20 protein-coding genes are annotated in these 18,049 nt (G+C 72.5%); 14 read left to right on the forward strand and 6 right to left on the reverse strand.

Annotation, left to right across the window (positions count from 1 at the left end):
* Positions 1–12 precede the first annotated feature (12 nt).
* Positions 13–987: a helix-turn-helix domain-containing protein gene (locus ABZ479_RS04745; RefSeq protein ID WP_500459898.1), complete on the reverse strand. Its 975-nt coding sequence runs from the start codon at positions 985–987 to the stop codon at positions 13–15.
* Positions 988–1,104: 117 nt separating this feature from the next.
* Positions 1,105–2,157, reverse strand: coding sequence for an NAD(P)-dependent alcohol dehydrogenase (locus ABZ479_RS04750; RefSeq protein ID WP_500459899.1), 1,053 nt, complete (start codon positions 2,155–2,157; stop codon positions 1,105–1,107).
* Between the two features lie 197 nt (positions 2,158–2,354).
* Here ABZ479_RS04750 and ABZ479_RS04755 point away from each other — a divergent pair, with 197 nt between their 5' ends.
* The 4 genes from ABZ479_RS04755 (at position 2,355) to ABZ479_RS04770 (ending at position 5,766) form a co-directional block, all read left to right on the forward strand.
* A complete protein-coding gene (locus ABZ479_RS04755) occupies positions 2,355–3,233 on the forward strand; it encodes a helix-turn-helix domain-containing protein (RefSeq protein WP_500459900.1) in 879 nt (292 codons plus the stop codon).
* 99 nt (positions 3,234–3,332) lie between these two features.
* The gene (locus ABZ479_RS04760; protein WP_500459901.1) at positions 3,333–4,307 is read left to right on the forward strand and encodes an NAD(P)H-dependent flavin oxidoreductase; all 975 of its coding nucleotides are present in this window, start codon (positions 3,333–3,335) and stop codon (positions 4,305–4,307) included.
* Positions 4,308–4,384: 77 nt separating this feature from the next.
* A complete protein-coding gene (locus ABZ479_RS04765) occupies positions 4,385–4,561 on the forward strand; it encodes a hypothetical protein (protein ID WP_500459902.1) in 177 nt (58 codons plus the stop codon).
* Positions 4,562–4,899: 338 nt separating this feature from the next.
* Positions 4,900–5,766 (forward strand): helix-turn-helix domain-containing protein, encoded by an 867-nt coding sequence (locus ABZ479_RS04770; RefSeq protein ID WP_500459903.1) that lies wholly within the window; start codon positions 4,900–4,902, stop codon positions 5,764–5,766.
* An 18-nt stretch (positions 5,767–5,784) separates the two neighbouring features.
* Here the strand turns inward: ABZ479_RS04770 and ABZ479_RS04775 are convergent, their stop codons facing one another.
* Positions 5,785–6,408, reverse strand: coding sequence for a TetR/AcrR family transcriptional regulator (locus tag ABZ479_RS04775; protein WP_500459904.1), 624 nt, complete (start codon positions 6,406–6,408; stop codon positions 5,785–5,787).
* A 72-nt stretch (positions 6,409–6,480) separates the two neighbouring features.
* Here ABZ479_RS04775 and ABZ479_RS04780 point away from each other — a divergent pair, with 72 nt between their 5' ends.
* The 6 genes from ABZ479_RS04780 (at position 6,481) to ABZ479_RS04805 (ending at position 11,518) form a co-directional block, all read left to right on the forward strand.
* Positions 6,481–7,122 (forward strand): hemerythrin domain-containing protein, encoded by a 642-nt coding sequence (locus ABZ479_RS04780; RefSeq protein WP_500459905.1) that lies wholly within the window; start codon positions 6,481–6,483, stop codon positions 7,120–7,122.
* Positions 7,123–7,349: 227 nt separating this feature from the next.
* Positions 7,350–7,610, forward strand: coding sequence for a hypothetical protein (locus ABZ479_RS04785; RefSeq protein ID WP_500459906.1), 261 nt, complete (start codon positions 7,350–7,352; stop codon positions 7,608–7,610).
* 41 nt (positions 7,611–7,651) lie between these two features.
* On the forward strand, positions 7,652–8,578 hold the full coding sequence (locus ABZ479_RS04790) for an ABC transporter ATP-binding protein (RefSeq protein WP_500459907.1): 927 nt from the start codon (positions 7,652–7,654) through the stop codon (positions 8,576–8,578).
* Complete coding sequence (locus tag ABZ479_RS04795) at positions 8,575–9,582, forward strand: ABC-2 membrane transporter-related protein (protein WP_500459908.1); 1,008 nt, start codon at positions 8,575–8,577, stop codon at positions 9,580–9,582. The genes ABZ479_RS04790 and ABZ479_RS04795 overlap by 4 nt, the downstream gene beginning before the upstream one ends.
* Before the next feature lie 183 nt (positions 9,583–9,765).
* Entirely contained in the window at positions 9,766–10,521 is a 756-nt protein-coding gene (locus tag ABZ479_RS04800; RefSeq protein ID WP_500460211.1) for an SDR family NAD(P)-dependent oxidoreductase, read from the forward strand.
* Between the two features lie 157 nt (positions 10,522–10,678).
* A complete protein-coding gene (locus tag ABZ479_RS04805; protein ID WP_500459909.1) occupies positions 10,679–11,518 on the forward strand; it encodes a helix-turn-helix transcriptional regulator in 840 nt (279 codons plus the stop codon).
* Between the two features lie 87 nt (positions 11,519–11,605).
* On the opposite strand, the gene ABZ479_RS04810 is transcribed toward ABZ479_RS04805, so the two are convergent.
* Both ABZ479_RS04810 and ABZ479_RS04815 read right to left on the reverse strand, forming a co-directional pair.
* A complete protein-coding gene (locus ABZ479_RS04810; RefSeq protein WP_500459911.1) occupies positions 11,606–13,414 on the reverse strand; it encodes a thiamine pyrophosphate-requiring protein in 1,809 nt (602 codons plus the stop codon).
* A gap of 36 nt (positions 13,415–13,450) precedes the next feature.
* Positions 13,451–13,633 carry a hypothetical protein gene (locus tag ABZ479_RS04815; RefSeq protein WP_500459913.1) on the reverse strand — a complete coding sequence of 61 codons (183 nt, stop codon included), beginning with the start codon at positions 13,631–13,633 and terminating at the stop codon, positions 13,451–13,453.
* A 188-nt stretch (positions 13,634–13,821) separates the two neighbouring features.
* On the opposite strand from ABZ479_RS04815, the gene ABZ479_RS04820 reads away from it, so the two are divergent.
* On the forward strand, positions 13,822–15,012 hold the full coding sequence (locus tag ABZ479_RS04820) for a zinc-dependent alcohol dehydrogenase (RefSeq protein ID WP_500459914.1): 1,191 nt from the start codon (positions 13,822–13,824) through the stop codon (positions 15,010–15,012).
* A 91-nt stretch (positions 15,013–15,103) separates the two neighbouring features.
* Here the strand turns inward: ABZ479_RS04820 and ABZ479_RS04825 are convergent, their stop codons facing one another.
* Positions 15,104–15,562 carry a hypothetical protein gene (locus ABZ479_RS04825; protein WP_500459915.1) on the reverse strand — a complete coding sequence of 153 codons (459 nt, stop codon included), beginning with the start codon at positions 15,560–15,562 and terminating at the stop codon, positions 15,104–15,106.
* Positions 15,563–15,757: 195 nt separating this feature from the next.
* Here ABZ479_RS04825 and ABZ479_RS04830 point away from each other — a divergent pair, with 195 nt between their 5' ends.
* The 3 genes from ABZ479_RS04830 (at position 15,758) to ABZ479_RS04840 (ending at position 18,048) form a co-directional block, all read left to right on the forward strand.
* Complete coding sequence (locus ABZ479_RS04830) at positions 15,758–16,741, forward strand: helix-turn-helix domain-containing protein (protein WP_500459916.1); 984 nt, start codon at positions 15,758–15,760, stop codon at positions 16,739–16,741.
* A gap of 252 nt (positions 16,742–16,993) precedes the next feature.
* Entirely contained in the window at positions 16,994–17,143 is a 150-nt protein-coding gene (locus ABZ479_RS04835; RefSeq protein WP_500459917.1) for a hypothetical protein, read from the forward strand.
* A 158-nt stretch (positions 17,144–17,301) separates the two neighbouring features.
* Positions 17,302–18,048, forward strand: coding sequence for a phosphotransferase family protein (locus tag ABZ479_RS04840; RefSeq protein ID WP_500459918.1), 747 nt, complete (start codon positions 17,302–17,304; stop codon positions 18,046–18,048).
* Position 18,049: the final 1 nt, after the last annotated feature.

Consider the following 18,049-nt stretch of genomic DNA (forward strand, 5'->3'; position numbering starts at 1 on the left):
CCCCGGGCGTCGTCAGGTCTCCGGCGGAAGCCCACTCCGACCCGACCGGAAGTCGCGGGGGCTGACGCCGTACGCCGTCTTGAAGACGCGACTGAAGTGGGGTGCGCCGGCGAACCCCCACCGGTGGGCGATGGCCTCGATCGTCATGAACCGATGTACTGGCGACGCCAGTTCCCTCCTGCATTGTTCGAGGCGCTGGGTCCTGATCCATTCACCGAGGGTGATTCCCGCTCGGGACAGGGTCAGGTAGAGCCAGCGCACGGAGACGTCGTGCTCCGCTGCGATGCGCTCGGCCGTCAGATCGGGGTCTGCCAAATGGAGGCGCACGTATTCCTGGACACGCTCAAGAAGCGTGCTGTTCAGGAGCCTTCCGGTCGGGTCGTCCCCGTACAGGGCCATGGTGACCACAGCCCTGATCAGGTCGACGCCGGGTTCCGTGATCAGGGCGGTATCGGCTTCACCGGCAGCGCCCCGATGGCGGGCCAGTCGGGTGAAGAACGCCGCTGTGGCGCCCACGGCCGGCCGCTCCGAACTGAGCGGACCAGCCGTGATCCGATCGAGCAGGGACGGCCGCAGCCCCAGGACGTGCGTGGGAACGCTCACCAGAACTCCACGTACTGGGCCGTGGAACAGGACCTCGTAGGGCTTCGCGTTGTCGAGCACCATGAGGTCCCCGGCCTTTATCAATCCGTGCCGGCCCGCCTGGTGGAACCGGGAGACCCCCGCTTCCCGGATGGAGACGAGGATCTGCGGCACCGTGTCCCCGTCCGCCGGGGCACCGGTGCGCCGGATACGGGTCACGTTCCAGCCGATCTCCGAGACCTTCACCGAGCCGAGCGCGCTGGTGGTCGCATGGGCCCGCTGGCGATTCGGGTCCGACGGAAGGTCCACCTCCGCGCGGCCGTTGACGACGAACCCCGAGAGTTCACGGATCGCATTCGCTCGATCGCCGGGAGCCAGCGACGCCACGTCAAGTCGATCTGCCATGCGGGCTTCCTCCTGAACCGGTCGCGGAGCCTGCATTGGGCGGCGGATTCCCACCGTACTGCGGCAAATCATCCATTCCTGGTGGTTTTGCTGAACTTTGAGCAGACTGGCGTCGGCCTAACCCTGCCCGAGGGTGGCGAGGTCGATCACGAAGCGGTAGCGCACGTCGCCGCGGTCCAGCCGGTCGAGGGCGCCGTTGACCCCGTCCGCGGGCACGGTCTCGACGTCCGCGGCGATGCCGTGGCGCGCGCAGAAGTCCAGCATGTCCTGGCACTCGCGGAGGCTGCCGTTCTTCGTCGAGGTGATGATCCGGCGCTGTGCGCCGAGCAGCATGCCCTGGTAGGCGGCGGGCTCGGCGGTGACCCCGGCGTTGACGAGCACGCCGTCGAGGCGCAGGAGGCCGAGGTACGCGTCGGTGTCGATGCCGCCCGACACGGTGTTGACGATCAGGTCGAAGCCGCGCGCGTGGTCCCGGAACCAGGACGCGTCCTCGGTGGAGACGTAGTCGCGGGCGCCGAACCGCAGGCCGTCCTCGCGCTTGGACAGGCTCCGGCTGAGGACGGTGACCTCGGCGCCCATCGCGTGCGCGAGCTTCACGCCGATGTGGCCGAGCCCGCCCATGCCGACGACCGCGACCTTCCTGCCGGGCCCCGCGCCCCAGCGGCGCAGGGGCGCGTACATCGTCACCCCGGCGCACAGCAGCGGGGCGGCGACGTCCAGACCGAGGCCGTCGGGGACGCGGAGGGCGTAGTTCTCGTCCACGACGATCCGGCGGCTGTAGCCGCCGAAGGTGGGCCGCCCGTCGTGGTCGAGCGCGCCGTAGGTGAGCACCTCGCCCTCCAGGCAGTGCTGCTCATGGCCGGCGAGGCAGTTCTCGCAGGTACGGCACGAGTCGACGTAGCAGCCGATGCCCACCCGGTCACCGACCGCGTGGCGGGTGACGCCGGGGCCGGCCGCGACGACGGTCCCGGTGATCTCGTGCCCGGGGACCATGGGGAACAGGCCCTCCATCCAGTGGTTGCGCAGGAGGGCGATGTCGGTGTGGCAGATGCCGGTGTAGGCGATGTCGACGACGACGTCGTGGGGGCCCGGGTCGCGGCGCTCGACGGTGGTGGGTTCCACGGGTGCGTCGGGACCGGCGGCGGCGAGGGCGGCAACGGCGAAGGGCATGCGTGTCTCCTGGTGGGGCGGGATCGGTCGGTGAGGACGTCCGGAGGGTCACCGCGAGGGACTTCCGGGAGGTCCTCCCCTTCGACTGCACCAGGTGCGGGGCCCCCGGCGAAGGGGCAGCGTGACCGTGCCGAGGGTGCTACTCGCAGAGCCACCTTCGGCGCCCCGCGGGCGCGCGCCTCGGCTATACCTGGGGTATGGACGCTGAGCGGGCCCTGCGGGACTTCCTCGTCACCCGGCGGGCGGCGATCGACCCCGGGCGGACGGGACTGCCCGTCGGCCTCGGCAGCCGACGGGTACCGGGACTCAGGCGGGAGGAGGTCGCGGCCCTCGCGGGTGTGAGCGTGGCGTACTACACCAAGCTGGAGCAGGGGCGGATCGGCCGGATCTCCGAGGAGGTCCTCGGCGCGGTCGAAAGGGCCCTGCAGCTCGACCCACTGGAGTGCGCGCACTTCCGCACGCTGGTACGGAACGCGGGGAGCCGGCCCGCCCCCGCGACGCCGCCCGCCGTGAAGGCCAGGCCCGGCGTCGTCGCCATGGTGCACGCCTTGGACCTGCCCGCCATGGTGCACGGGCCCCGTCTGGAGGTGCTGGCGGTCAACCACGCCGCCAAGCTGCTCCTCGCCGACTTCGACGCCATGCCCGTCAAGGAGCGCAACCTCGCCCGCTGGACGTTCCTCGACCCCCGGGCCAGGGCCGTCTACGCCGACTGGAACACGATCGCGCCGCAGGTCGCGGCGGCGCTGCGGCAGGTGGCGGCGGACCGCGTCGCGGACCCGGTGCTGGAGCAGCTCGTGGGGGAGATCGCGGTCGCGTCCCCGGACTTCGCGCGGTTCTGGGCGGAGTACCGGCTCTACGAGCACTCCTACGGGGTGAAGAGGTTCCGCAACGAGACGGTCGGCGAGCTGACCCTGCACTACGAGGCGATGACGCTGCCCGGCGGCAAGGGCCAGAGCGTCGTCGTCTACAGGGCGGACCGCGGATCCCCGTCGGAGGAGAAGCTGCGCATCCTGGCCAGCTGGAACGCCCCCTCCACCGAGGAGGACGAGCAGCGGGCCCGGGGCATCCGCCCGTAGTCCGCCGCGCCACGTGGGGCCGGAGTGAAAGGCGCATACTGGACAGATCGAGGCCGCCCGGCCGCGGCCTCCACGATCGTCGCAGCGCCGGAGGTCGGCATGTTCAACACCCCCCTGTGCGAACTGCTCGGCATCGAGCGGCCGGTGGTCTGCGCTCCGTTCGGTCCCTGGGACGAGGTGGCCCTGGCGGCCGCCGTCTGCGAGGCGGGGGGACTCGGCAGCATGGGCACCGCGGCGCGGACCGTTCCCGAGCTCCGGGAGCAGTGGGCGAGGCTGCGCGAACTCACCGGCCGCCCCTTCGCGATCAACCACACGACACGGCCGTTCGACGAGGAGGCCTTCCAGGCCACGCTCGACGCGCGCCCCGCCGCGATCTCCTTCCACCTGGCCGTACCGGACGACCTGATCGCCCGGGCCCACGCCGCGGGCATCACGTGGATCCAGCAGGTGACCGACGCCCGCCAGGCGGCCCAGGCCCTCGAAGCGGGAGCCGACGTCATCGTCGCGCAGGGCGGCGAGGCGGGCGGCCACGGCGGCGACGTCAGCACGATGGTGCTGGTGCCGCAGGTCGTCGACATGGCGGGCGACACCCCGGTCGTCGCCGCGGGCGGCATCGCCGACGGGCGCGGCGTCGCGGCGGCCTTCGCCCTGGGCGCCCAGGGCGTGGCGATGGGCACGCGGTTCCTGGCGTCCACCGAGATGAACGTCTCCGACGAGTGGAAGCGGCGGATCGTCGACGCGGACTCGGGTGACGCCGTCAAGGCACTCAACAGCGAACGGGTCCTGCCGCCCTACTCCCGGCCCGGCAGCACCGGCGTCCCGCGCGCCCTGCGCACGGAACTCGTGGACACCCTCCGCGACCACCCCGAACGGGTCGACCCCGGCGAGGCCGTACCGCGCCTGCTGGCGGCGATCCGCCGCGGACGCGGCGACGAATACCTGCCCTTCTCGGGCCAGTCGGCCGGACTCGTCCACGACATCCGCCCCGCCGCCGACATCCTGCGCGGCGTCCTGCGGGAGGCGGAAGCCGTCCTGGCCGCACTGACCGACGGAAAGCCCGTGCCCCGTCGGTAGGTTGGGCGCATGACGAGCCACCACGGTGGACGGCGGTCGTGGTGTACCGGGGCGGCGCGTCATGAAGCGTTCGGTCGATGCTTGGCAGGGTGCTGAGCGCCGGCGTGGGTTCCCGTCCCGCGCGCCGCGTGGGTTCGTCGACGTACCGGATCCGCACGCGACTCGGCTGGGACGAACCGGGCCTCGGTGCCGCCGCGCACTGCGCCCTGCCGCCCGGGCGGATGCGCCGGGTCCTCGCCGACGCCGGCCTGTGATTCGGGAGGGCGACGCGGGGCTCAGCGGCTCCGGGTGCGTTGAGCGCCGTACTGCTCGTCGCGGACCTTCTCCGGCCAAGGTGGTCGCCGGGCGGTCGTCGCCCGGGCAGGTGGGCGCCGGGGGAGAGGCGCACCGTGTTCGCGCACATCCGCGAGGGCCCGGAGCCCGCATGGACCGCGTCGAACCACACGTCCCCGGTGGACCGGTCGGCCGGGCCCTTGGCGGTCGGCCGGGGCGTCACGGATTCCATGCCGTCCAGGGTGGCGCCCCCGGCGTGACCGTCCCGGGAGGGAACGTTCCCGCCGGGTCGTGCCCGCGCCGGTGCCACACTGGATCCATGGCCCCGGACGCACGGCTCAACGAGTTGGGCGAGTTCCTCAAGGCACGCCGGGCCGAGCTCAGCCCCCGGACGGTGGGCCTGCCCGACGGCGAGGGGAACCGCCGGGTGAGCGGGCTGCGGCGGGAGGAGGTCGCCCGGCTCGCGGCGATCTCCACCGACTACTACACGCGCCTTGAACAGGGCCGGATGCAGGCCTCCGCCCCGGTCCTGGTCGCCCTGTCCGAGGCCCTCCACCTCGACGAGGACCAGCGCGACTACCTCTTCGGCCTCGCCGGCAAGGAGACCGCGCGCCCCCGGCCCCACGCGCGCCAGAAGGTCCAGCCGCAGTTGCGGCGGCTCCTGGACGACCTCACCGCCGTTCCGGCGATGGTGCTCGGTCGGTGCATGGACGTCATCGGCTGGAACACCCTCGCGGCGGCGCTCATCACCGACTTCGGGAAGCTGCCGGAGGCACGGCGGAACTATCCCCGGATCCTGTTCACGGACCCCGCCATGCGGACGCTGTACACCGACTGGAGGACCATCGCCCGCTCCTGCGTGGCCCAGTTGCGCATGGAGGCGGCCCGGTATCCGGGCGATCCCGGGCTGACCGCGCTCGTCGGGGAACTGTCCGCGCGGGACGTGGACTTCCGTACGTGGTGGGCCGCCCACAACGTGGCCACGCTCACCGTCGGGACCAAGGTGCTCGACCACCCGGTGGCCGGCGAGCTGTCCCTGGACTGGGACACGCTGACCGCCACCACCGACCCCGACCAGAAGCTCGTGATCTGGACCGCCGAGGTCGGCTCGCCCACCCACGACGGGCTGCGCATCCTCGCCTCGTGGGCCGCCGACCGGGCGCTCTCCGCGACGCCCGCGGACTGAGGGGCTGGAGCGGCCGCCTCAGGGCCGCCGGAGCAGTTCCCGGCGCGCGGCGCGCGCCGTCCAGTCCTGGGCGCGGTCGAAGGTCCAGCCGCGTTCGCCGACGAGGGTGATCCACGCGTGCGGGCCGAGGTGGAACCAGAGCAGGTCGGCGGCCTCGGCGCGGCTCAACTCCGTACGGAGCGCGTCGAGCGCCGCGAGGCGGTTCGCGACCCGGGTCAGGGCCTGGACGTAGTCGTCCGCCCCCTTGTCGAGCACCGCCTTGACGGCCGGTTCCCCCGGCGGGTTCCGGTAGAAGAGCCCGTACACCAGCTCCCAGTGGCGTTCGTGCGTGAGCCGGGTGCCCTCGGCGGTCAGCTCGACCACGGCGCGCGGGTCGTCGCTGGCGTCGACGGCGGTGAGGGAGTCCGCGATGGCGGGGTCGGTGAGGGCCGGTTCCAGCAGGGCGGTGAGGATCTTCGGCTTGTTGCCCACGCTGCTGTACACCGTGGGCACGGCGACCCTCGCCGCCTCCGCGATCTCCCCGATGGTCACCCCGGCGTAGCCCCGCGCCAGGAACAGCGCCTGCGCGCCGCCCAGGATCGCTTCGCGCGTGGCGGCCGCCGAGTGGGCGCGGAGGGGGGAGTGGTACTTCCGGCTCGTCACCGGCGCAGCATACCCCTCCACCGTAAGTGATTATATTGACAATAATTCCCTCTAATGAATATGTTCCGCTCCATGAACCACTCCCCGCACGAGCCCATGGCCGTCATCGAGACCCGGCTCGCCCACGAGGTCCACCGCGTGGGCACCGCGCTGCTGGCGGAGGCGGCCCTCCGCCCCTCCGCACCCCTGGGCGACCTGGCCCAGCTGAGGGACTTCCTCGTGGTGAACCTGCGCCACCACCACGAGACCGAGGACGAGGACCTGTGGCCGCGGATCGTCGCGACGGCGCCGGCCACCGCGGTCGCGCTGAAGGAACTCAGCGCGGAACACGACCAGCTCGACGAGGCCCTCGACCGGCTCGCGGCCGTCGCGCTCGGCGACGACGCGGACGGGGCCCGCACCGCGCTGCACGAGGCGGCGGTCGCCGTACGCGACACCGTGCACGCGCACCTGGCCCACGAGGAGCCCGTCCTCTTCCCCGCCCTGCGCCAGCACGTCACGCCCGAGTACTGGGCCGACTTCTCGCAGCGGGTGATCGCCACGACGCCGCCCGTGGCCGGCCACCTCATGATCGGCCTCCTCGACGAGGTGGGCACCCCCGAGGAGGTCGGGCTGATGCTCGCGGCCCTGCCGGAGCCGGTGCGGCCGCTGCTGCCCGCCATGCGCGCGCAGGCGGCGGACGACCTCCGGACCCTGCGCGGCGCCCAGGCCTGACCCCGCGGCGCGGCCCCGCTCCGAGGGCGGATTCGGCAAGCCGGAGCGGGGCCGCACTTCCAGGGTGCGCCCGCGGCGCGTCCGGCACACGCCGGGCGGGCAAGGGCGGGCGGACGGGGGGATAGCCGAAGGTATAGGTGCCCAGCGCCTCCGCGACTTCCGTCGCCCGCGGAACGCAGACTTTCTGCCGAAGCCCGGCCCCCGCCCCGCGCCATAGCTTCGGGGACATGAACCGAACCCCGCACCCGCACACCGCCCCCGTCAGCCAGCGCCCCGCACAACTGCTCGCCGGTCTCGCCGGCCTCGCGCTCCTGCTGCTGGGCGCCGTGCCCCTCACCGGACGCCTCCTGGCCCACCTGACGCTGTGGGGCGCCGCCCTGCCCGTCCCCGGACTGCCCCACCTGGTCCTCCTCGCCGTGGGCGGCGCGCTGCTCACCGTGCTCTGGCGCCTCCGTCACCGCGCGGCCCCGGCCGCCCACGACCACTGACCGACGGACCAGGACAGGAAGACCACACGGGCCACCACGTCATGACCGATTCCCCCGACCTCCCCGCCATCGAGACCGTCGGGCTGGGCCGGCGCTACCGCCGCGGGTGGGCGCTGCGCGACACCTCGTTCCGCCTGCCCGCCGGCCGCGTCTGCGCGCTCGTCGGCCCCAACGGCGCGGGCAAGACCACCCTGCTGTCCTTGGCCGCCGACCTGATCGCACCGACCACCGGCACCATCACGCTGTCCGGGCACCGTCCCGGCAGCGTCGAGGCCCGCCGGAGCACCGCGTTCCTGAGCCAGCAGAAGGCCCTCTACCCGCGGTTCCGCGTCGGCGAGATCCTGCGCATGGGCCGGGAGCTCAACCCCACCTGGCACCAGGAGACCGCCGAGTCCGTCATCGACGCCGGCGGGGTCCCCCTGGACGCCAGGATCGGCACCCTCTCCGGCGGCCAGGCCACCCGCGTCGCCTTCGCCCTCGCCCTGGGCAAGCGTCCCCGGCTGATGCTCCTGGACGAGCCGATGGCCGACCTGGACCCCCTGGTGCGCCACCAGATGACCGACATCCTGCGGGCCGAGGCCCGGCGGCACGGTTCGACGGTCGTGATGTCCTCGCACCTGGTCTCCGAGCTGGAGAGCGCCTGCGACTACCTCGTGCTCGTCAACAACGGCACCGTCCGGCTGGCGGGCGAAGTGGACCTCCTCCTCGCCGGGCACCGGCAGCTCACCGAGCGCCGGCGGCAGGAACTGGACCCGGACGCCCACCAGGTCATCGCCACCTCCGGCGGCCAGGACGGCGGGGACGGCGGCAGCACGCTCGTCCGGACGACCCACGCGCCGGCGGCCGACGCCGGCCTGCGCACCCCCACCCTCGAGGAACTGGTGCTCGGTTACCTCCGGACGCCCGACGCGCCCGCCCTCCTCACCCCCAGCGCGCAGGTCGCCGACGGCATCGAGGTGGCCGCATGAGCACCGCAACCACCCGCCCCCGCACCGCTGTTCGCCGCGGACCGCGGCTGCGCGGACTGACCTGGCTGATCTGGCGGCAGAACCGCACCGCCTTCTGGACCGGACTGGCGGTCGCGGCGGCCGTCGCCGTCTACGCGGCCGTACAGCACCAGCACGCCGCCGCGGCCGTCACCGCGCAGCACCTCGAGACCTGCCACGGCCAAGAGTTCACGACCCCCTGCCTCGGCAGGATCAACACCTTCGGCCAGCAGTACCAGTTCCCGATGCGGCGGCCGCTCCAGGCCATGCTGCTGCTGCCGTTCCTCTTCGGCCTCTTCCTCGGCGGGCCGCAGCTCGCGCAGGAGCTGGAGTCGGGGACGTACCGCACGGTGGCCACCCAGTCGGTGACCCGGACGCGCTGGTTCGCGGCGAAGCTGGGCGTGCCGCTCGCCATGACCGTCGTCGTCAGCGGTGTCATCGCCGCCGCGATGACGTGGTGGTGGCACCCCGTCGCCCAGGCGATGGGGCCGATGTTCCCCTGGCACCTGTGGTACCCGTTCTACGGGGTGGGGCCCGTCGTGGTCGGCATGAGCGTCCTGCTCTACCTGCTGGGGGCGACCCTGGGGCTCGTCCTGCGCCGTACCGTCCTGGCCATGGCCGCCACGCTCGCCGTCGGCGCCGGTCTGTTCGCCCTGCTCGATGCCGTACGGCCGCACCTGTGGCCCGTCCGCACGGTGTACGCCCGGCACGCCGCGGACGCACCGGTCCCCGGCGACGCCTGGCAACTGGCGGACGGCCCGCTGTCCACGGACGGGCACCGCGTCCCCGACGCCCTGGACTGCTACGTCGCCGGCACGGACACCAAGCGGTGCCTCGCCTCGCACGGCATCACCGGCCACTGGGCGGAGTACCACCCCGCCTCCGACCTCTGGCCGCTGCAGTGGACGGCGACGGGCCTGTGCCTGGCGCTGGGTGCCGTCCTCGTCGCGGTCGCCGTGTGGTGGACCCGGCGCAACCCCGCCTGACCATCCGGGATCCGGTCCGGGGCGGCCCCTCCGAAGGCCCGCGCGCCCAAGGAGGGACCGGCGCTCCCTGGATCGGTGATGCCTTCATCGGCGCCGCGCCCACGCCGAACCTGGTGGTGAGCGGTTCGGGGCCCGACCGGGCCCCGGCCGCGGACCGAGGAATCAGGAGAGCTGGACATGAGCGTGAACACGATCGCGGTGATCACCGGCGGCAACCGGGGGCTGGGCCGGGCCACCGCCCTCGCGCTGGGCGCCGCGGGGACGGACGTCGTCCTCACCTACCGCGGCAACGAGAAGGAGGCCGCGGAGGTGGTGGAGGAACTGACCGCGATGGGCCGCAGGGCGGCGGCGCTGCGGCTGGACACCACCGCCTTCGAGGACCTTCCCGCCTTCGCCCGGACCCTGGCCGGGACCCTGCGCGCCACCTGGGGACGCGAGACCTTCGACTTCCTCGTCAACAACGCGGGCTCCTCGGCGTTCTCCCCGCTGGGCGCCACCGGGGCGGACGCCTTCGACGTGATGGTCGACGTGCACTTCAAGGGGGTGTTCTTCCTCACCCAGGAACTGCTCCCGCTGCTCGCGGACGGCGGCCGGATCGTGAACACCTCGACCGCGCTGACCCGCTTCGTGGGAGAGGGCTGGTCGGTGTACGCGGCGGTCAAGTCGGCCGTCGAGACGTACACGCGCTACCTGGCCAAGGAGCTGGGCCCGCGGCGCATCAGCGTCAACGCGGTCGCACCGGGACCGGTCGCGACCGACTTCGCGGGCGGGGCGATCCGTGACGACGAGGAACTGCGCGCCGTGATGGCCTCCCGGGCGGCGCTCGGCCGCGTGGCGGAGCCGGAGGACATCGGGCCGGTGGTCGCCGCGCTGCTGGCACCGGGCACCGGCTGGATCACCGGCCAGCGCGTCGAGGCCTCCGGCGGCACGCTGCTCTGACCCCCGCGGGGCCCTGGCCGGCCGTCCCGTTTCCGGCCGTCCCCGCCGGAAGCCCACCGGGCCCGGGCCCCCGCCGCCCGCCTCCGGCCGGGCGTACCCTTCGGACCGAGCGGCCGGGCGCCCCCGGCCGCTCCACCGCGACGAGGACAGATCCCCCATGGACCGAGCACAACTGGCGGACTTCCTGCACACCCGGCGGGAGGCGCTCCAGCCGGAGGACGTGGGCCTGCCGCGCGGCCCCCGCCGGCGCACCCGCGGCCTGCGCCGGGAGGAGGCCGCCGCGTTGTGCGGCATGTCCACGGACTACTACGCCCGGCTGGAGCAGCGGCGCGGCCCGCAGCCGTCCGAGCCGATGCTCGCGGCCATCGCCCGCGGGCTGCGGCTGTCCCTGGACGAACGCGACCACCTGTTCCGGCTGGCCGGGCACAACACCCCCAGCCGGGTCCCGGGCGCCGACCACGTGAGCCCGGGCATGCTGCGCATCCTGGACCGGCTGGCCGACACCCCGGCCCAGGTGACCACCGCGCTGGGCGAGACCCTGCTGCAGACACGGCTGTCCGTCGCGCTGATCGGCGACGAGACGCGCTTCACCGGACCGGCCCGCAGCATGGTCTACCGCTGGTTCACCGACCCGGCCGCCCGGGTGGCCTACCACGAGGACGACCGCCCGGGGCTGGCCCGCCGGTTCGTCGCCGACCTGCGTGCCGTCTACTCCCGGCTCGGGGCGGACTCCCGGGCCGGCGCCCTCGTCGAGGACCTGCTCGCGCGGAGCCCGGAGTTCCGCGAGCTGTGGCAGGCGCACGAGATCGGTGTGCGCTGCGGCGAGGTCAAGCGGATCGTCCACCCCGAACTGGGCCTGCTGGAGCTGCAGTGCGAGGTGCTGTACGACGCCGACCAGGCCCAGTCCCTGCTCGTCTACACCGCCACCCCGGGCTCGGAGAGCCACGAGAAGCTGCGACTCCTCCCCGTCGTCGGCGACCGTCCGCCGGGGCTCTGAGCGGGCCGGCCGTCCGGCGGGGACGCATCATGGTCGACCTCGCCGTGCCCGCGGAGATCGCGGGCACGTCCGGGGCGGCCGCCGGGCTCACTGTTCGCCGTGTCCGTGGCGTCCCCGGCCGGGCAGCATCTCCTGGACCTTCGCCTTGAAGCCCTGCCGGACCATCGCGGCCCGGTCGGAGTCGCCCTTGAGGACGGAAGCGGCCGCCGCCTCGATCTGGTCGAGCGTGGCGTGCGGCGGGATCGGCGGGACGGCCGGGTCGGTGCGGAAGTCCAGGACGAAGGGCCGGTCCGCGGCCAGCGCCCGCTTCCAGGCGTCCTCGACCTCGTCCGGCTTCTCCACGCGCATGCCGTCCAGTCCGACGGAGCGCGCGAAGTCCGCGTAGGGGACGTCCGGCAGGTCCTGCGAGGGCAGGAACTGCGGGGCGCCGGACATGGCGCGCATCTCCCAGGTCACCTGGTTGAGGTCGCCGTTGTTGAGGACGGCGACGACCATGCGGGTATCGGACCAGTCGCGGAAGTACTTGGCGGCGGTGATGAGTTCGGCCATCCCGTTCATCTGCATCGCCCCGTCGCCGACGAGCGCGATCGCCGGCCGGTCCGGGTGGGCGAACTTCGCGCCGATCACGTACGGCACACCAGGCCCCATCGTGGCGAGCGTGCCGGACAGGGAACCGCGCATGCCGCCGCGCATCCGCAGGTGCCGGGCGTACCAGTTGGCCGCGGAACCGGAGTCGGCGGCCAGGACGACGTCCTCGGGCAGCAGCGCGTCGAGGGCGTGCACCACGAACTCGGGGTTGATCGGGTCCGCCGCGACCCCGGCGCGGCGTTCCATGACCTCCCACCAGCGGGCCGTGTCCTTCTCGATCTTCTTCCGCCAACTGCCGTGCTTCTTGCGCTCCAGCCGCGGCAGCAGCCGCGTCAGGGTCGACTTGGCGTCGCCGACCAGGTTCACCTCGAACGGGTAGCGCAGGCCCACCATGAACGGGTCGATGTCGATCTGCACGGCGCGCGCCTTGCCGAACTCCGGCAGGAACTGCGTGTAGGGGAAGCTGGAGCCGATGACCAGCAGGGTGTCGCAGTCCCGCATCAGCTCGTAGCTGGGCCGCGTGCCCAGGAGGCCGATCGCCCCGGTGACGTAGGGAAGTTCGTCGGAGAGCGCGTCCTTGCCGAGGAGTGCCTTCGCCACACCGGCGCCCAGGGTGTCGGCCAGCTGCTCCACCTCCGGCCGCGCGCCGCGCGCGCCCTGGCCGATCAGCATCGCCACCTTCTCGCCCGCGTTGAGCACCTCGGCCGCCCGGTCCAGGTCGGCGTCGCCGGGGACGGGGGCGAAGGACGGCATGCCCAGGCTGGACGGCACCATCTTGAACGCGTGCTCGGGCGGCGAGTAGTCGAGTTCCTGGACGTCGGCGGGGATGATCACGGCGGTGACGGTGCGCTTCGCGGCCGCCACCCGCATGGCGCGGTCGATGACGTTGGGCAGCTGCTCGGGAACGGTCACCATCTCGACGTACTCCGAGGCGACGTCCTTGAACAGGCTCAGCAGATCCACTTCCTGCTGGTAAGAGCCGCCCATGGCACTGCGGTTGGTCTGCCCGACGATCGCCACCACCGGCACGTGGTCGAGCTTCGCGTCGTACAGGCCGTTGAGCAGGTGGATGGCGCCGGGGCCGGAGGTGGCCGCGCAGACGCCGACGCTGCCGGAGAACTTGGCGTAGCCCACCGCCTCGAAGGCGGCCATCTCCTCGTGACGTGCCTGCACGAAGCGTGGCTTGTCATCCGCCCGCCCCCAGGCGGCGAGCAGTCCGTTGATGCCGTCACCCGGATAGGCGAAGACGTGGTCGACGTCCCATTCCCGCAGTCGCTGCAGGACGTAGTCGGAGACCTTGAGGGACACGGGGGACTCACCTTCCTTGTTCGGCTTGGTTCGGCTTCAACGGTGTTGTCGTCGGTGACGGCGCAGTACGGCGGCGGCCACCGGCTGCGATCCGGCGGCGGACGGGAGGGCGCACGCTGCGGCGAACGACCGTCCGTCCAGCGGGTCGGCCGTGTGCAGGTCTGCCGCCCCGTCCGGCCCGGTGGCCCGGGCCTCGGGGATGTCCGCGTCGCGAGCCATGTGCGTCGTCCGCCCTTCGCTCGTCGGTGGACCGCTTCGGCGCCCCACCCACGCGTGCCCGGACCGTCCCGTCCCTAACGCCTCCGGCGGCGCGGATCGGCGGGATCACCGGCGCGCGGTTCACCCCCTGCCCCTCGGGTACCCGATGGTCCTGCCGTGAAAAGACAACCGCGAGGAAGTGATCGGTCATGCGGGCCACCGTGTGGCACGGCAAGCACGACGTCAGGGTCGACACCGTGTCCGACCCCCGGATCGAGGAGCCCACCGACGCGCTGGTGCGCATGACCTCCACCGGCCTGTGCGGCTCCGACCTGCACTTGTACGAGGTCCTCGCCCCGTTCATGACGCCCGGCGACATCCTCGGGCACGAACCCATGGGCATCGTCGAGGAAGTCGGCCCGGAGGCCGGCGGCCTCGCACCGGGAGACCGCGTCGTGGTGCCGTTCCAGATCGCCTGCGGCACCTGTTACATGTGCCGCGAGGGGCTGCCGACGCAGTGCGAGACGACCCAGGTCACCGAGTACGGCAGCGGGGCGGAGCTCTTCGGCTACACCAAGCTGTACGGACGCGTCCCCGGCGCCCAGGCCGAGTACCTGCGCGTGCCGCAGGCCCAGTTCGGGCCGATCAAGGTCCCGGACGGCCCGCCCGACGACCGGTTCGTCTACCTCTCCGATGTCCTGCCCACGGCCTGGCAGGCGGTGCAGTACGCCGACGTCCCCCGGGGCGGCAGCGTGGCCGTCCTGGGCCTGGGGCCGATCGGCGACATGTGCTGCCGGGTCGCCCGGCACCTGGGCGCGGGCAAGGTCATCGGCATCGACCACGTGCCGGAGCGGCTGACCCGCGCCCGTCACGACGGCGCCCAGGTCCTCAGCCTCGACGAGTACGAGGACCAGGACGAACTCGTGCAGGCCGTCCGGGACGCCACCGACGGCCGCGGCCCCGACGCCGTCATCGACGCCGTGGGCACCGAGACGCACGGCAGCACGCTCGGCAAGCTGGTCCAGCAGACCGCCGGCCTGCTGCCACGGGCCTGGGCGGCCAAACTGATGCAGACCGCCGGCGTCGACCGCCTCGGAGCCCTGCACCTGGCGATCGAGATGGTCCGGCGCGGCGGCACGATCTCGGTCACCGGCGTGTACGGCGGCATGACCGACCCGATGCCGATGCTCAGGCTCTTCGACAAGCAGATCCAGCTGCGCATGGGCCAGGCCAACGTCCGCACCTGGAGCGATGAGATCCTCCCGCTCCTGACCGACGAGGACCCCCTCGGCGTGGACGGGTTCGCCACCCACCACGTCCCCCTGGAGGAGGCGCCGCAGGCCTACGAGATGTTCCAGAAGAAGGTGGACGGCGCCATCAAGGTGCTCATGGTCCCGTGACGCCCGCGCTCACCCGGGCGCCGTCCTGTGGACTGGTGGTACTGCTGTGCGAGGCCGTCGGTTCGGGAGCGTGTGGAGGGCTGGGGTACGGCTACAGGTCCCGTTCTCGTGCTTCCCTGAGCGCCGCGCGCAATTCCTCGCGGTGGCGACGTGACTCGATCACGGTCCCCACCTCGTCCCGCAGGCGCGGTGGCACGAGGAAGCGTGGCGGGTTGAACCAACGGACGGTCGCGTGCGAAGCGGCACCCAGCACGAGGACCGGTCCTCCCAGGGCCAGGAGGACGAGAGCCGGCACCGCCACCGCGACGCCGAAGCGGGTGGCCAGGAACGCCCCGGTGAGGCAGCACGCCAGTCCCAGGTGACCACCTGCCCGGGGTACCAGTCCCCGGCGGCGGCCACGTGCGTCCGCCGGGTCGTAGGCGTGGAAGCGGCCCGCCGGCACGGCTGCCGAGGCCGGGCGCTCGTGCCACACCAGCCATGCCGTGCGGGCCGAGACCCCAGCCGCCGTCCAGCTGAGGAGGATCAGACACACGAATCCGAACTCACCCACCACGCACCCCCCCGCGGCACGCCTTCGGCCCGGGTCGGGCTCCGACGGCACCTGCGATTTTCGCGGGCGCATCGAAAAGCCTCCGGAACGTGGGCTCAAAAACTCGCTAAAACTTCCGAAACGAGAGCATTTGCCGCAGTACGGTGAAAATCTCTCCCCGGAACGCCGTCCCGCGACCGGTTCAGGAGGCCTCGCATGGCTGACCGACTCGACGTGGCGTCGCTCGCCCCCGGAGACCGCGCGGAGGCGATCCGCGAATTCTCGCGGTCCATCAACGGCCGGATAGAAGTGGACCTTCCACCGGACGTGAACGACCTGAGGGCCAGTGTGAGCAGCAACGCGATGGGGCCTGTGAAGATCACGGAAATCGGTTGGAACGTGGCCCGCCTCCGCCGTCTCGCCGCCCCGGTCGACGAGGACTTGGTGCCGCACTTTCACGTCCATCTCCAGGAGGCGGGGGTCGCCCGGTACCGCCAGGGGGGCAGGCAAGGCGTGATACGGGCGGGGGATCTCGTGCTGCTGCAGAACGCGAAACCCTACGAGGTCGTCTTCCACGGCGCGGTGCGCACGGTCCTCGTGCGCGTCCCCACGCATGTCCTGGGGCTGCGACCCTCCCTGCTCGACCAGGTCACGGCCGTGCGGCTGAGTTCGGAGCCCACGGCCCTGGGTGCCACAGCGGCGTTCTTCACCCGGCTCGTCCATGACCGGACCCCTCTCAGTGAGGCCGAGACCGGCCTGTTCGCGGAGCCCGGTGTCGATCTGATCAGGGCCGTGGTCACTTTGGTCCTGGGTCGCGACGACCTGGCCGGAGCGTATCTGAACAGCACGCTTCTCCAGCGTGTTCAGGAATACGTCCGTCTCCATCTCGCGGAACCCGACCTGAGCGCCGCACGCATCGCCGCCGAGCATGAAATCTCCGTGCGCCAGCTCTACCTGATTCTGTCCCGCGCGGGAATCTCCCTGGGCGAGTGGATAAGGGCGCTGCGTCTCGAAGAGTGCAAGAAGGAACTGACGTCCCCGGTGCACCAACTGATGACGATCGAGGCGATCGCCCACCGGTGGGGATTCGCCAGCGCTCCCCACTTCAGCCGCGTTTTCAAGGCGGCGTACGGTGTGAGTCCCAGCGAGTTGCGGTTGAGCGGGAGCGGGGTTTCACCGGGCTCGGCGAGTTGCCGGTGAACCGGTGGGCAGGGCCGGCCCGGTGCAGGACCGCTTGACGTTTCACTTCGCGGTGATCCTCGCCTGGTGCTTGCTGTGCTGGTTCGTGCTGTCCGTGTGGGCCCGGCTCCGCCCCACCGAGGACTGGACGGTCCGGCCGCGTCACCCGGATGCCGCATCAAGACGGATGCCGCGGTGCCGATATCGCGGAAGTGCGCTGAGGATCTCCGTGACCAGACGGCCCGTGTCCCGCGGCCGCGGGACGTGTCCCCCGTGGAAGCCCTGCCGCCCCTGCCGCCGCCGGGGGATCACGACCTGGACGGAGGCAACGTGTTGCTGCTCGTCGTCCGGGAACTCTGCGCCCGCGGGCTGCTCGCGCTGAGACCCGCGGACGCCGGGAAGGTGGCCGACCGTCGCATCTGAGGCGTGCTCATGACCGGTCGGCGGGAGCGGGGCGGGTTCACTCGGCGGGCTCGCCATACAGGTTCCCTCCCGGCGCACGAGGCGGGTCCGAGCCGGTACGGCTCGGCACGCGGCAAACCCGGCGACGTCGGCGGTCGCCGCCGGGATACTGGGCGCCCATGGATGAGGTCGAAGTCGTCGTCGCCCATTCCGAGCGTGCGACCCTGCGCGTCGGCGATGTGTTCCTGAAGGTGGACGCCGATCAGGAGCGCGTCGACGTCGAGGTCGGCGCGATGGCCCTGGCGCCCGTCCCGACTCCGGAAGTCCTGTGGCGCAGGCCGCCCGTGCTCGCGATCGCCGCGGTCAAGGGGACGGTGCTCGGCCGGCTCGGTGAGCCGTCGACCGCTTCCCCGTCGGCGTGGGCCGCGGTGGGTGCCGCCCTCCGGACCCTGCACGAGGCGCCGTTGCCGCCCTGGCCCGGCCGGCGCCGCCGGAGTCCCGAGGAGTTGGCGGCGGAACTCGACGCCGAGTGCGGGTTGCTGGTCACGAACGGCGTCCTGCCCGCCGACCTGGTCGCCCGCAACCACCAGGTCGCCGAGGCCGCGCTCCGGCCGTGGACTCCGGTGTTCACGCACGGCGAGCTGCAGATCGAGCACGTCTTCGTCGACGGCGGCGAGGTCACCGGCATCATCGACTGGTCCGAGGCGGGCCGGGGTGACGCCCTGTTCGACCTCGCCACCCTGACGCTCGGGCACGAGGAGCACCTCGCCGACGTCCTCTCCGGCTACGGCACCGACGTCGACCGCGAGGTGATCCGCGCGTGGTGGTCCTTGCGAAGCCTGCTGGGGGTCCGTTGGCTCGCCGAGCACGGCTTCGACCCGTTCGCCCCGGGCTGTGAGGTCGACGTGCTGAGGTCCCGGATGTGAG

This window comes from Streptomyces sp. NPDC005722 (assembly GCF_040630935.1).
Lineage (GTDB): Bacteria > Actinomycetota > Actinomycetes > Streptomycetales > Streptomycetaceae > Actinacidiphila.